Below are 13,546 nucleotides of genomic sequence, written 5' to 3'. Positions count from 1 at the left end.
TTATTTGATCTCTACTTGTTCTTCGCCGGCTTGAGCTGTTGCGATTTCGCCGATGACCCATGCATTTTCACCTTCCGCTTTTAATAGTGCAACGGCAGCATCTGCTTGATCTTTTGGTAGGGCAATCACAAGACCAACGCCACAGTTAAAGGTGCGGTACATTTCGTGTGTGGTGACGTTGCCTTTCTCTTGTAGCCAATTGAAAATGACAGGCCACTCCCAGCTGTTTCCATCGACGACAGCTTTAGTGCCTTGTGGCAGTACGCGAGGAATGTTTTCCCAAAAACCACCACCAGTAATGTGCGAGATTGCGTGGATATCGTGCTCTGCAATCATTTTAAGGGCTGATTTTATATAAATGCGGGTTGGTTCTAGTAAGTGCTCACCGATGGTGCGGCCAGCTAACAGTTCGTTTTTATCAGCGCCAGAAACTTCAAGGATCTTACGGATTAACGAGTAACCATTTGAATGTGGACCGCTAGAACCTACAGCGATAAGCGCATCGCCCGCGGCTACTTTAGTACCATCAATAATTTGCTCTTTCTCTACCACACCGACACAAAAGCCAGCGACGTCGTAGTCTTCGCCTTCGTACATGCCCGGCATTTCTGCTGTTTCACCACCAATAAGTGCACAGCCAGCCTGAACACAGCCGTCAGCAATACCAGAAACCACGTCAGCTGCGGTATCAACGTCAAGTTTGCCAGTGGCGTAGTAATCAAGGAAGAACAGCGGCTCTCCGCCTTGAACAATTAAATCGTTAACACACATCGCCACAAGGTCGATGCCTATGGTGTCGTGTTTTTTCATATCCAATGCAAGACGCAGTTTAGTGCCTACACCGTCGGTGCCCGAGACCAGCACAGGTTGCTTATATTTAGTTGGCAGTTCGCAGAGCGCGCCAAAGCCACCAATACCACCCATTACTTCAGGGCGACGTGTACGTTTTACAGCACCTTTTATACGGTCAACAAGCGCGTTGCCTGCATCGATATCAACGCCAGCGTCTTTATAGCTAAGAGATGTGTTATCAGCACTCACAGGGAAGTCCTCTGTTTTAAAGTTGGATATGAAAACGGCGCTATTCTAACAGTGGTTAAAGACAAAGAGCAAACGTTTGCGCAACTTTTTTTGTTGCCGATAGAAGCAGAATTTTTTGACGAAATCGTTTATAATCTGCAAGTTTAATAAAATTTTACCTTAGATCCGGAGATCGAAATGAAAGTTGTTGAAGTAAAACATCCTCTTGTTAAGCACAAACTTGGTCTAATGAGAGAAGGTGACATCAGCACTAAGCGCTTTCGTGAGCTCGCTACTGAAGTCGGTAGCCTGCTAACTTATGAAGCAACAGCGGACTTTGAAACGGAAAAAGTAACCATTGAAGGTTGGAATGGTCCGGTACAAGTTGACCAAATTAAAGGTAAGAAAGTAACGGTTGTCCCTATTCTGCGTGCAGGTCTTGGCATGATGGACGGCGTACTTGAGCATATGCCAAGTGCACGTATCAGTGTTGTTGGTATTTACCGTGATGAAGAGACACTTGAGCCAGTGCCTTACTTCAACAAATTAGCGTCAAACATTGATGAACGTATTGCGTTAGTTGTTGACCCAATGCTTGCTACGGGTGGCTCGATGATCGCAACCATCGACTTGCTAAAAGAGCAAGGGTGTCAGTCAATCAAGGTGTTAGTGTTAGTTGCTGCGCCAGAAGGTATTGAAGCACTCGAAAAAGCGCACCCAGATGTTGAGCTATACACGGCAGCTATTGATGAGAAGCTGAACGATAAAGGCTACATTGTTCCTGGTCTTGGTGACGCAGGTGATAAGATCTTCGGTACTCAGTAATTTAACCGAATTGATTAAAAAAGGGAGCCTCGGCTCCCTTTTTCGTTTTAAGCATCACGGCTATTTTTTTAAACTTAACGTCCCGCCACTGCGTGGTTTGTTGGTTGGACGTGATGGCGCTTTATTTGTGTCAGACTTAAAAAAGCTTTTACCAGTGTTTGGTTTGCTTTTTGCTTCTCCACTGCGACCTTTTTTTGAGTTTGGGGCGTGGCGGAACTCATCAGCATTTTGACCTTTAAAGGTTCGCTGTTGTTGGTTACGGCGTGCTTTTGAATCGTGGTTTTCTTCACGACTGTCAAACAATTTAGCATCGGTGGCTCGACGAATTCGTTGCCCTTTAGCATTGATCTTAGAGGCTTCTTCGGTGCTCACCGAACCTTCGCACATCGCCAGAATCTCGGCAACTTCGTTGTCACTCAAGTAGCGCCATTGGCCGTTGGGAATGCCATCTAAGGTGATGTTCATGATGCGAACTCGGCGCAGCTTGAACACTTCATAACCCAGGGCCTCGCACATCCGACGGATCTGACGGTTTAACCCCTGAGTCAGCACAATGCGAAATGAGTATTTGGTCTCTTTGCTCACTTTGCAAGGCAGCGTCACCGTATCGAGGATATTGACCCCATTCCCCATTTTCTTAATAAAGTCATCGCTGATCGGTTTATCAACACGAACCACATACTCTTTTTCGTGGTTGTTACCTGCACGTAAAATTTTATTGACGATATCGCCATCATTGGTCAGAAAGATTAGACCATCAGAAGGTTTGTCGAGACGACCAATAGGGAAGATGCGTTTTTGATGGCCAATAAAATCGACGATATTACCCGCGATATCGCGCTCGGTAGTACAGGTGATACCGGTTGGTTTGTTCAGTGCAATGTAGATGAGCTTCTCTTTATTGCTGACTGGTTTGCCATCAATGCAGACATCATCACCAGGTACCACTTTGGTTCCCATTTCAGGCACTTGGCCGTTAATAGTGACGCGACCTTGTTCGATTAATTTGTCGGCCTCTCGGCGTGAACAAAAGCCAGTTTCACTGATGAATTTATTTAAGCGCTTAGCGGAATCTTGTGACATGTTATTGTTGCCTTAAGTTACGTTTCACAACGGCGTTAGAAAAAGAAAAAGCAGCCCCTTAGGCTGCAAAAGTAAGTTTAGCACTGCTGGTTGAATTATCCCAAGCGCTTTTGATGTCGTTCGCGTGTTTCGAGTTTCATATCGGCACTTTTACGTAGCATGACGTAAACCGCTCCGGTTCCGCCATGGAACCGCTGGGCACTATGAACACATTGCACATCGCGAATTTGCATTAGCCATTGAGCGACATAACTTTTCATCAATGCTGGTGGATTTGAACGCTCACCACGACCATGAACGATCACCACAGTGCGAATGTCCATTCTCATACACTGCTTAAGGAATTTAAGTACTTCGTCACGCGCCTCTTTGAGCGTTTTCCTATGCAGGTCTAGGCGTGCTTGAATGGGGTATTTTCCCAAACGCAGTTTCCGGTAGACACCTTCTTGAACACCATCGCGTTTAAATTCAATCATGTCGTCGGGTTTTAGCATCGTTGCATGGTCGAGCGATAAATACTCTGGATCATGGTCGGTAAGCCAAATAGCCGCTTCACGTTTAGCTAATTGCGCCTCGGTGACTTGGTGCTGTTTTTGGTGTTCGGCAGTATTTTGCTCGATAGGCTTTACGTCGCCCATCATTGCTTGGAATAGCGCGAAGTCATCATCGTCAGACATAACGTCATATCAGAGTAGAAATACAATACTGCTATTATACCTAATAGACCAAGGGAGTGATCAAGAGAGGAAGTAACAAAAAGAAAAAACCGAAGCAGAAAAAGTATCTACTTCGGTGCATAGCGAATATCTATTCTCAGAATAGGGCTAAGCGATTCTAGTGAGGAGATTTGTCGTTCATCACTTTGTAAACGATGAAACCGCCGTAGAACAGCATAAGACCTAGGGCACTCAAGATCACAATCATCGAAGACAGACCTACCGCATTACCAAATAGGAGATCAAGCCAAAAGTCCATAATTCCTCCGTCAGACAAAGTGAGATGACAGGGGTTAAAGTAATCTCAGGTTAAATATGCAACACTGATCTGGATCAAATGTTGTTATTAAGTTGCGACTTTGTGTGTGGTGGTGTGTTTTTGCTCACACTTTGTCGCCCGTCGATGATGTTTTAGTCAAACGAACTTAAAGTTAAAAAAAGTTATCTAAAATGGCTTGCGTTCAAATTGAGAATCCGTAATATACCCATCCGTTGACGAGGAAAACTCCTCAGTTAAACATCTCAGTAAAGCGCGTACTTAGTAACGTGCTGTGAGGTTTAGGAATAGCGGATCAGAGGCTAACCTCTAATTAACGTCAATCCTGTAGTCAACATGTCGGTGAATAGCGCAGCTTGGTAGCGCATCTGGTTTGGGACCAGAGGGTCGGGGGTTCGAATCCCTCTTCACCGACCATATTTAGAAAGCCTGCTTACACAAAGCAGGCTTTCGTCGTTTCAGGGCTATGTAGATTAATAGGCTACGTATATGACCCCGAACCCGAGTGGGGTTCGTCTGATGTTCAGGAATGTCTCTTCAGCGACCATATTTAGAAAGCCTGCTTACACAAAGCAGGCTTTCGTCGTTTCAGGGTTATGTAGATTAATAGGCTACGTATAATGACCCCGAACCCGAGTGGGGTTCGTCTGATGTTCAGGAATGTCTCTTCAGCGACCATATTTAGAAAGCCTGCTTGCACAAAGCAGGCTTTCGTCGTTTCAGGGCTATGTAGATTAATAGGTCACGTAAACGTAGATTAATAGGCTACGTATAACTATAAGTTGACTTAGTGATCAAAACTTGAATTCACAGCGGGCTGGTTCGCTGTTAGATAATTGCTTCACCTTGAAGCCGTCTGCGGCCAATAGCGCTAAGACACTTTGTTGACCAATAAGATGTAAAGTACCGACAACGACCACGTAAGTGCCTGTTTGCTCGGGTAGCCATTGTGGATCTGATAATTTTTTTGCCCAATCGACATTTCGTGTTGTTAGAAACGCGTGCTCAAATTCAGGTGACATCTTGGTTAGGCTGGCAAATTCGTTGAGCTTTTCGATATCACCGCTTTTCCAGCTGGTAATCAAACAACGCATCGCGTCTTCTGAATGATCAAACTCATCAAGAATACTGACCAACATCTCTTTACCTGCTTGCGATTGACCCGTTAACAAGTCAATTTGAAATTGCACCGATTCCAGACTTAGAGTGGGAACATCCCAAAGAGCCGCTTTATACATCAATCGAGAATCGACCCCATCCGCTGCGGAATAACCGAGATAATCAATTTGCCGCATCTGAATGGTTAGAGCGGCTGCCCAAGGAGGCATCTTCAGTAAGTCTTTGCCGTTAAGCTCAAGCAAATTGGCCAGCCCAAGAATGTTTTTCTGCTGGGCCTGGTTAAGGACATCTTGAGTGGAGATGGTCACTTGCGGATAAACTACCCCACGGTTTTCTCTGATGTCAGTTTCGACAATCAGACCTCGACTATTTTTAAGGTTATTGAATACAGGTTGTGGCAGTGGGTACATGCTTTCATCACCGACGTGTACTGAACCGATGACAATGTATTTCAATCCTCCTTTTTGTACCTGCCAGTAGAGAGGCTCTGCGTGAGACGATTGCGCAAAAAGCAGTAACAGGCAACTGGTGATAAGTCTACGCATAAGGCTTCCTCTGATTTGTGTAAAAACGTTGAATCGCCTTATTTCAACGGATTTTGACGAAGATGATTTCGTGATTTTGAGTAGGTTTAATTACCCATTAGGCCTTTTGATTCTATGCTACCTGAATTTGAAATGTGATCTTTAGTGAACATTTTTTCAACCAGATCAAGCCGCGTGACGGATGTCAGCTAGCTCTCATGTGTCTAAAACAACGCCCGACAATGATGTTCGGGCGTTTTTTTTAGCAAATCGGCAATTATTATGGCAGTTAAGCAACCTGGACTTGTTGCTCTTCTATCTGCTGTGAGTTGGAAATCGGTGTTTCTGCACCGTGCATCCAACCAACTAGTGTGTTTGAGAACATCAATAGAATCACACCAGATACCGTGGCCGCGATGGCAATACCACCGAAGATAGGCAGTGCTCCTAGTTCGCCAACGTGTGAACCAATCAGGCCTGCGACATAGTTAGCAATCGCGTTGAAGCCAAACCATGCACCCATCATAAGCGATGCTAGGCGAAGCGGTGCTAGCTTAGTCACGAGCGATAAACCGATAGGCGATAAGCACAGTTCACCAAGGGTATGGAAGAAAAAGGCGCCAACAAGCCATAGCATTGATGTTTTTACGCCAGTGTCACCACCTTGCTCAAGCACTGCACCAATCATACATAAGAAACCGAGAGCGAGGAAAAACAGAGCCAAGGCAAACTTAACCGGAGAGTTCGGTTCTTTAGGCCCCAGTTTTACCCACAGCGCTGCTAGTACTGGCGCGAGTGTGATAATAAAGAATGGGTTAAGTGATTGAAACCAAGCCGCAGGAACCTCAAAGCCACCGATCATACGGTCAGTGTATTGCTGAGTGTAAATGTTCATTAGGCCGCCTGCTTGTTCGAAACCGGCCCAGAACACGATCACAAATAAGCCCATTAGTAACACGACTTTTAAGCGATCGACTTCTTGCTTGGTTAACGGTTGCTTGTCAGCCGATTGCTGCTTTTCTCGAGCGAGTGTCGCTGCTGGAACCACACCGATATCACCTAACCAAGACTTAGCAAGCGTCATTTGCATGATCAGGCTGATAATCATACCGATACCGGCGACGGCAAAACCGGCTTTCCAACCAAACGAATCGGTCGCTGAGCCTGCCACCACGCCAGCGAGTAGCGCACCAATATTGATCCCCATATAGAAAATCGTAAAGGCACCATCGCGGCGGTTGTCACCTTCTGAGTATAAGTCACCCACCATAGTCGAGATGTTCGGTTTAAAAAGACCATTACCTGTTATTAGCAGAGCCAAACCAAGGTAAAAACTATGTACAGTGCCCAAGCCGAGCATATCTGCCGGTAATGCCAAGGTAAACTGACCAATGGCCATCAGAGCACCACCAATCATGATCGAACGGCGTTGACCAAGATAGTTGTCAGCCAGCCATCCACCGAGCATTGGCGTGATATAAACCAAACCGGTATAGATACCGTAGAGATCGAGTGCCTCTTTGGTTGTCCAGCCTAAGCCGCCGTTAAGTGTGGTGTCAGTGAGATAAAGAACCAAGATCGCTCGCATTGCATAATACGAGAAGCGCTCCCAGAGTTCTGTACCGAATAAGAGAAATAGACCGCGAGGATGGCCTAAGATTTGATGTTGTTGGTTTGCCATAAGTTTTATTAATGTTGTCAATTAAAGTTTTTTATATGTAATTAGATATACTACTTAGAGTAATTAACTGCAATGGTGGCAAAATTTAGCTCTTTAAATAAATTGCGTATAACTGTCTGAAAAGAGTAGGGAAGTTATTTATGTAATCAGATAAGTGGCGTGCTACAAACTAAGTTTGCAAAAAAGAGCGGTCTGTGGGCAAAAAAAGAGGCGCCACTGGCACCTCTTGCAATCTTGGTTATTTAACCATGTTAATAAGCGTCGTTATGAACACTCTTAACGGCACGACCTGATGGATCGGCCATGTTCTTGAATGACTCGTCCCACTCAATCGCTTTTGCTGATGAGCAAGCTACAGATGGGCCTCCAGGAACACACTCGGCCGCTGATGGTAGCGGGAACAACTCTTCGAAGATCTCACGGTACGCGTAACCCTCTTTGGTTGTTGGTGTGTTGTATGGGAAACGGAATTGCGCAGTTTCCATCTGTTGATCCGTCACTTTTGCTTCTGCAACTTCTTTTAAGGTATCAATCCAGTTGTAGCCTACACCGTCAGAGAACTGCTCTTTTTGACGCCATGCGATAGATTCTGGCAAGTAATGTTCAAAACATTCACGCAGGATATGTTTTTCCATCTTGCCGTTGCCACACATTTTATCTTCAGGGTTTAGACGCATTGCTACATCAATAAATTCTTTGTCTAGGAAAGGTACACGACCTTCGACACCCCATGCTGCCAATGATTTATTAGCGCGAGCACAGTCAAACATGTTGAGTGCGAGTAATTTGCGTACCGTCTCTTCGTGGAATTCTTTGGCATTTGGTGCTTTATGGAAGTAGAGATAGCCACCGAAGATTTCGTCAGCGCCTTCACCAGAAAGAACCATTTTGATGCCCATTGCTTTGATCTTACGTCCCATTAGGAACATTGGCGTTGAGGCGCGAATGGTAGTGACATCGTACGTTTCGATGTGATAAATCACGTCACGAATGGCATCAAGACCTTCTTGGATGGTGTAAGTCATTTCGTGGTGAACGGTACCAATTTGGTCTGCGACTTCACGGGCCGCTTTTAGATCCGGCGCGCCCTCTAAACCAACAGCAAACGAGTGCAACTGTGGCCACCATGCTTCTGATTGCTCATCATCTTCAATTCGCATCGCTGCAAAACGTTTAGCAACGGCAGAGGTAATTGACGAATCTAGGCCTCCAGACAATAAGACGCCGTATGGAACATCGGTCATTAGTTGGCGTTTAACCGCCGCTTCTAGTGCCTCGGTCAACTCTTCTTTGCTGGTACTGTTACCTTGAACAGCGGCGTACTCATTCCAATCGCGGATATAGTAACGTTGTGGTTTGCCATCCGTTGAGCTGAGGTAGCTGCCAGGAGGAAACTCGCTGACTGTTTTACAAACTGGTACCAGTGCCTTCATCTCTGATGCAACATAGTAGTTACCATGCTCATCATGGCCTTGATAAAGCGGGATTATGCCGATGTGGTCACGACCAACTAAGTATTGATCTTTCTCTTCGTCATAAAGCACGAAAGCAAAGATACCGTTGAGCTCTTCAAGTAGGTCGGCACCCATCTCTTGATAAAGTGCAAGAATCACTTCACAGTCAGAATCAGTTTGGAAGTCGTATTTGCCTTCGTAACGCGCACGCAGCTCTTTATGGTTGTAAATTTCGCCGTTAACCGCAAGGATGTGTTTTTTATCGGGGCTGTATAAAGGCTGGGCACCACTATTAAGACCAACAATGGCTAAGCGTTCGTGTGCGAGGATCGCTTTCTGAGATGAATAAATGCCTGACCAGTCTGGGCCACGATGGCGAAGCATCTTAGACATTTCTAACGCAACAGGTCGCAATGCCTCAGCATCGCTCTTTATGTCAAGAATACCGAAAATCGAACACATACCACTTCCCTTTAAATAAATATCAATCTGTTGAGTTCAATTTGCCATTCTGATTAAAAAAATCAACCGTAATTAATAAAAAGAATTAAAGAAAGGCCTAGTCATTAAATATTATTTATCAAAATGGCTATTTTAATGAATGAAAGCTAGGTTGTGTTCTTTTTTTGTTCACTTTGGTAAAAAAGGTAGCGAAACGCTACCTAAAGAAAAGTGACTATTTAGAAAACTTCGGTTGCAGTTGGTCGCAAACATGGCGAGCAAAACCACTACCTGCCTCACGATAAATGTTAAAGGCGGCGTCGACACCTCCTTCAATTAACGTATCCATTTGATCTGGATATTCAGCAATAGCGGCAATTTGGCCTTGGAAGTTTCGGCTCTTTAACTGTTGCAATGCGATCTGGTTACCTTGGTGATGTGGCATTGCTAATAAAACCAACTTAACATTCGCGGTATCTAAAATTCGCTCCCAGAAGTCTGGGTCGGTTGCATCGCCAGCAATCACATTACGCCCGAGCGCTTTGTGTTCGTGCGCTGCATCTTCGCGTACTTCAATACCCAAGCTGATTTTTCCATAACGATGTCGTAGCTCGTCATAAGCGCCAGTTCCTATTCGACCCATACCTAAAATGAGTACTTGAGCATGACCTGGGTTGATTAACTGATCGCGCGTATTGAGCTTCTCTGCGGCATGCTCTCGTAGCCAACGGCCAGAACGTTGATAAAGCGCATGTCCGTGACGGTTAAGCGGGGCCGAGACGATAAAGGAAATGGATACCGCCATTGCAAGAGCGACCAAGATATCGCCACTCATCCACCCCATTTTAAATGCTAGACCACCGACAATTAAGCCAAACTCGCTGAAGTTAAACAGACTTAATGAAGCTAATAGAGAAGTGCGAACGCGGAATTTAAATCCGTTGAGCACAGCGAAATAGAGCACGCCCTTGATTGGTAGCAATAGTAAAAACAGCAGTGCCATGGCAAAACCAGACAGAGTTGGCTGGGCGGATAAACCAATATTTAAGAAGAAGCAGACCAAAAAGAGTTCTTTGAGATTAAATAAAGATTTGGAGAGCTCCGAGGCTTTTTTATGAGCCGCTAACAACATTCCGAGGATTAGGGCGCCAAGATCGGGTTTCATGCCCACAAGCTCAAATAACCCCGCGCCAACCACTAGAGCAAAGAAAATGCCTAGTAATACTAACATTTCCCCGTGGCCAACCCAGTCGAGCAATTTGTACAGTAGTGGGCGCACTAATGGCAAGGCGAATAAACCGATCGCGTACCATTCAGGTAATTTGCCCGTTGAGGCGGTTAAGAATACCACGGCAAAGATATCTTGCATGACCAAAATACCGATAGCGATGGTACCGTAAGTGGCGTTCAGTTCGCCTTTTTCTTGCAGTGACTTAACGGCAAATACCGTGCTTGAGAAGGAGAGGGCGAAGCTAAGTAGCACCACTTGATCAATCGACATCGCTGCCAGTGAACTGACCCCTAAGAACTTGAAGCACATCAGGACGGCACTAAAGAGTATCGTCGAAAGCAGGTTGTGTAAGGTCGCGCCTGCCCAAATCTCTTTAGACAACAAGGTCTTGATATCAAGCTTCAAACCGATAGTGAACAGCAGCAGGGTGACACCGAGATCGGCTAACGTGATGATGGTCTGGTTGGTTTGCAATCCGACGGCATGTAAACCAAAGCCTGCCAATAGGAAGCCAACCAGTGGCGGAAGGTTGCATTTAAGTGCGATGAAACCAGCGAGAAATGCCGCTGAAATTAAGATCAGTTCCATATTGATGATGTTTCGTCCTACAAAAAACGGGCCACATGTGTAGCCCGTTATTCTAACTCAATTAGTTGCTTACTGGTTAAGAAGATTAATCTTCTAACAATTTTTGTAACAAAACACCATTGAGCATAGCACGCTTAATCATGGCAAAAGCGCCAAGAGTCGGTTGCTTATCGATCTTTGAAGCGACGATAGGTAAGCCACTGTGGAAGGTCGTGAGTGATTGATTTTCAACATTACGGCGAATAGCAGGGAAGAGAATATCTTCACATTGAGTAATATCACCAGCGATGACGACTTTTTGTGGATTGAATAAGTTAATCGTAATCGCTATCGCTTTACCAAGTTGGTTGCCAACGCGCACAAGGCTCTGTTTGGCGAGCTCATCACCGAGATTGGCGTGCTCACAGACATCTGCAATGCTAATAGTGTCTAATTCGGATAAAGTCGACTGGTACCCTTGGTTGATCAGTTTATTGACGCGCTCGATAATGGCGGGGTTAGCGGCAACGGTTTCAAGGCACCCAAAGTTACCACATTGACATTGCTCGCCAAGTGGATCGATTTGGATATGGCCGATTTCACCAACGTTGCGATTAAAACCAAGAAATACCTGACCATTGACGATAATCCCTGCTCCCGTACCACGGTGAACACTGACTAAAATAGAATCTTGGCAATCTTTGCTAGCACCGAAATAGTGTTCAGCTAACGCCATGCCGCGTACGTCATTACCAACAAAACACTCGACGTGGAAACTTTTTTGGATAATGTCTGCCAGTTCAAGATTATCAATCGAGATATTTGGCATGTACTCAACCACACCCGTTTCGGGATTAACCAAACCAGGTAGCGAGATTCCGATCGCGATTAACTGGTTGATCATGGTTTGGTTGGCGTGAATAAAGTGTTTGAGTTGCGACAGGAGACCGTCAACCAGCTCTTCTTGAGTGGTATAGAAAAATTCAGTGTAATCTTCAGCCAGCGCTTTGCCGCCCAAGTCGTATAGACTGAACTGAATGTAATCACGACCAATACGGATAGCAACCGAATGAAACGGCTCAACTTCGGTCGTAAGTGAAATAGCACGTCGACCGCCCGTTGATGCTTGTTGCGCGACTTCTTTAATTAGGCCGCGCTCAAGTAGTTGGCGGGTGATTTTTGTAACACTGGCAGGAGCCAGTTGACTGACGTCGGCAACTTGAATCCTTGAAATTGGACCTTGTTGATCGATCAGTCTGTACACTGCTGCACTATTTAGTTGTTTTACTAAATCTACGTTACCTATTTGTCCGCCATTCATGCTTAATTTTGCTCGTATTGTCCGTTAACAACAGTCGCTTGGACGTTGAAGTCACGATCAAAAACAGTGAGGTTTGCAACTAAGCCTTTCTTAACACGGCCAAGTTGGTGGTCAACACCGATTGCTTTCGCAGGATACAAAGTAGCCATGCGGAGTGCTTCGTCCAGAGCGATACCGACGTGCTCGACAGTGTTTTGTACTGCCTCTATCATAGTGAGGGCTGAGCCGCCTAGTGTGCCATTTTCATCAACACACTTACCCTCTCGGTAATATACTTTCTTACCAACAAAAATAAAGTAATCCATGTCAGCGCCTGCAGGAGCTGTGGCATCGGTCACTAATACTAATTTTTCGCCCTTAATTTTGTGCGCAATTCTGATATTGGCATAGTCGACGTGGAAGCCATCGGCGATGATACCCGCATAGACATCGGAGGTATCGTAAATGGCACCAACCACACCCGGTTCACGACCTACCATTGGCGTCATAGCGTTGAATAAGTGCGTGGCAAAAGTGATGCCCGCTTCAAAGCCTTTACGCGCTTCTGTGTATGTCGCATTAGTGTGGCCAATCGATACTACAATACCTGCCGCTTTTAAGCGCGCGATATGTGCTTGATCATTGTGTTCAGGCGCTAGGGTAACTTTAGCGATCACATCGGCATTGTCACAGATGAAGTCAATCATACTGTCATCGGATGGGCGGATGTAATCGACACTATGGATACCTTTCTTCATCACGTTGAGGTAGGGACCTTCAAGATGCAAACCCAGCGATTGATTTTGGTATTTACTGTGATAGTCACGCGCAGCCGTGACGGCTTGGCGCATATCGTCATCAGAAGAGGTAATTAAAGTCGGTAAAAAACTGGTACAGCCAGATTTAAGATTTGCTTGATGCATGATGTGCATGGTTTCTGCGGTGATTTCATCATTAAGCATGACACCACCACAACCATTTAACTGTAGGTCGATAAAGCCAGGACTTACATTTGCGCCATTTAGGTCACGAGTCTCAACGTCATCTGACAGCTCAGATTGTGGGCAAATCGCATCGATAAGGCCGTTATTGATGATGATAGCGTGCTCGCTGAGAACATCACTACCAGTATATATTTTACAGTTAGTTAGCGCATACATGGTTAGCTAATCCTTATATTAGATTCATAATACTTTTAGTCATCTAACTGAAGCATTTAAGTAACATTAATGTACTTTATTTGTAAGCATCAATTAGATCGCAAAATATTGCTAGCAAACGAAAAAAAAAGTCGTAAAAAATCGTTAT

General features: G+C 45.2%; 11 protein-coding genes and 1 tRNA gene. 2 read left to right on the top strand and 10 right to left on the bottom strand.

The window, feature by feature from the left end:
- Positions 1-1,041 carry a phosphoribosylformylglycinamidine cyclo-ligase gene (gene purM / locus BS19_RS17930; RefSeq protein ID WP_038177205.1) on the bottom strand — a complete coding sequence of 347 codons (1,041 nt, stop codon included), beginning with the start codon at positions 1,039-1,041 and terminating at the stop codon, positions 1-3.
- A 177-nt stretch (positions 1,042-1,218) separates the two neighbouring features.
- On the opposite strand from purM, the gene upp reads away from it, so the two are divergent.
- Positions 1,219-1,845: a uracil phosphoribosyltransferase gene (gene upp / locus BS19_RS17925; protein ID WP_038177204.1), complete on the top strand. Its 627-nt coding sequence runs from the start codon at positions 1,219-1,221 to the stop codon at positions 1,843-1,845.
- 60 nt (positions 1,846-1,905) lie between these two features.
- On the opposite strand, the gene rluF is transcribed toward upp, so the two are convergent.
- The 3 genes from rluF to BS19_RS20060 all read right to left on the bottom strand — a co-directional run bounded on the left by rluF (position 1,906) and on the right by BS19_RS20060 (position 3,903).
- Complete coding sequence (gene rluF / locus BS19_RS17920; protein WP_038177203.1) at positions 1,906-2,928, bottom strand: 23S rRNA pseudouridine(2604) synthase RluF; 1,023 nt, start codon at positions 2,926-2,928, stop codon at positions 1,906-1,908.
- Between the two features lie 95 nt (positions 2,929-3,023).
- Positions 3,024-3,605, bottom strand: a complete 582-nt coding sequence (gene smrA, locus BS19_RS17915) for a DNA endonuclease SmrA (RefSeq protein WP_038177202.1) — start codon at positions 3,603-3,605, stop codon at positions 3,024-3,026.
- Positions 3,606-3,762: 157 nt separating this feature from the next.
- The gene (locus BS19_RS20060; RefSeq protein ID WP_038177201.1) at positions 3,763-3,903 is read right to left on the bottom strand and encodes a DUF3149 domain-containing protein; all 141 of its coding nucleotides are present in this window, start codon (positions 3,901-3,903) and stop codon (positions 3,763-3,765) included.
- Between the two features lie 358 nt (positions 3,904-4,261).
- Here BS19_RS20060 and BS19_RS17905 point away from each other — a divergent pair.
- A tRNA-Pro gene (locus BS19_RS17905) sits at positions 4,262-4,338 on the top strand.
- A gap of 377 nt (positions 4,339-4,715) precedes the next feature.
- Here the strand turns inward: BS19_RS17905 and BS19_RS17900 are convergent.
- From BS19_RS17900 to nagA, 6 genes are all read right to left on the bottom strand, one after another.
- A complete protein-coding gene (locus BS19_RS17900; protein ID WP_038177200.1) occupies positions 4,716-5,585 on the bottom strand; it encodes a TraB/GumN family protein in 870 nt (289 codons plus the stop codon).
- 268 nt (positions 5,586-5,853) lie between these two features.
- Positions 5,854-7,245 carry a peptide MFS transporter gene (locus BS19_RS17895; RefSeq protein WP_038177199.1) on the bottom strand — a complete coding sequence of 464 codons (1,392 nt, stop codon included), beginning with the start codon at positions 7,243-7,245 and terminating at the stop codon, positions 5,854-5,856.
- Positions 7,246-7,496: 251 nt separating this feature from the next.
- On the bottom strand, positions 7,497-9,161 hold the full coding sequence (gene asnB, locus BS19_RS17890) for an asparagine synthase B (protein WP_038177198.1): 1,665 nt from the start codon (positions 9,159-9,161) through the stop codon (positions 7,497-7,499).
- A gap of 214 nt (positions 9,162-9,375) precedes the next feature.
- Positions 9,376-10,959, bottom strand: a complete 1,584-nt coding sequence (locus BS19_RS17885) for a cation:proton antiporter family protein (protein WP_038177197.1) — start codon at positions 10,957-10,959, stop codon at positions 9,376-9,378.
- Between the two features lie 85 nt (positions 10,960-11,044).
- On the bottom strand, positions 11,045-12,259 hold the full coding sequence (nagC, locus tag BS19_RS17880) for a DNA-binding transcriptional regulator NagC (RefSeq protein WP_038177196.1): 1,215 nt from the start codon (positions 12,257-12,259) through the stop codon (positions 11,045-11,047).
- Between the two features lie 2 nt (positions 12,260-12,261).
- The gene (gene nagA, locus BS19_RS17875) at positions 12,262-13,398 is read right to left on the bottom strand and encodes an N-acetylglucosamine-6-phosphate deacetylase (protein ID WP_038177191.1); all 1,137 of its coding nucleotides are present in this window, start codon (positions 13,396-13,398) and stop codon (positions 12,262-12,264) included.
- Positions 13,399-13,546: the final 148 nt, after the last annotated feature.

The organism is Vibrio pacinii DSM 19139, assembly GCF_000711795.1.
Classification (GTDB): domain Bacteria; phylum Pseudomonadota; class Gammaproteobacteria; order Enterobacterales; family Vibrionaceae; genus Vibrio; species Vibrio pacinii.
The sequence above is the reverse complement of the archived record's forward strand: the minus strand, read 5'-3'. Positions and strand labels throughout refer to the sequence as shown.

Coding starts and splice junctions, on each gene's coding strand:
- upp (WP_038177204.1), top strand. CDS start 1,219: ATGAAAGTTGTTGAAGTAAAACATCCTCTTGTTAAGCACAAACTTGGT.
- BS19_RS17895 (WP_038177199.1), bottom strand. CDS start 7,245: ATGGCAAACCAACAACATCAAATCTTAGGCCATCCTCGCGGTCTATTT.
- BS19_RS17885 (WP_038177197.1), bottom strand. CDS start 10,959: ATGGAACTGATCTTAATTTCAGCGGCATTTCTCGCTGGTTTCATCGCA.
- rluF (WP_038177203.1), bottom strand. CDS start 2,928: ATGTCACAAGATTCCGCTAAGCGCTTAAATAAATTCATCAGTGAAACT.
- nagC (WP_038177196.1), bottom strand. CDS start 12,259: ATGAATGGCGGACAAATAGGTAACGTAGATTTAGTAAAACAACTAAAT.
- nagA (WP_038177191.1), bottom strand. CDS start 13,398: ATGTATGCGCTAACTAACTGTAAAATATATACTGGTAGTGATGTTCTC.
- BS19_RS20060 (WP_038177201.1), bottom strand. CDS start 3,903: ATGGACTTTTGGCTTGATCTCCTATTTGGTAATGCGGTAGGTCTGTCT.
- smrA (WP_038177202.1), bottom strand. CDS start 3,605: ATGTCTGACGATGATGACTTCGCGCTATTCCAAGCAATGATGGGCGAC.
- BS19_RS17900 (WP_038177200.1), bottom strand. CDS start 5,585: ATGCGTAGACTTATCACCAGTTGCCTGTTACTGCTTTTTGCGCAATCG.
- asnB (WP_038177198.1), bottom strand. CDS start 9,161: ATGTGTTCGATTTTCGGTATTCTTGACATAAAGAGCGATGCTGAGGCA.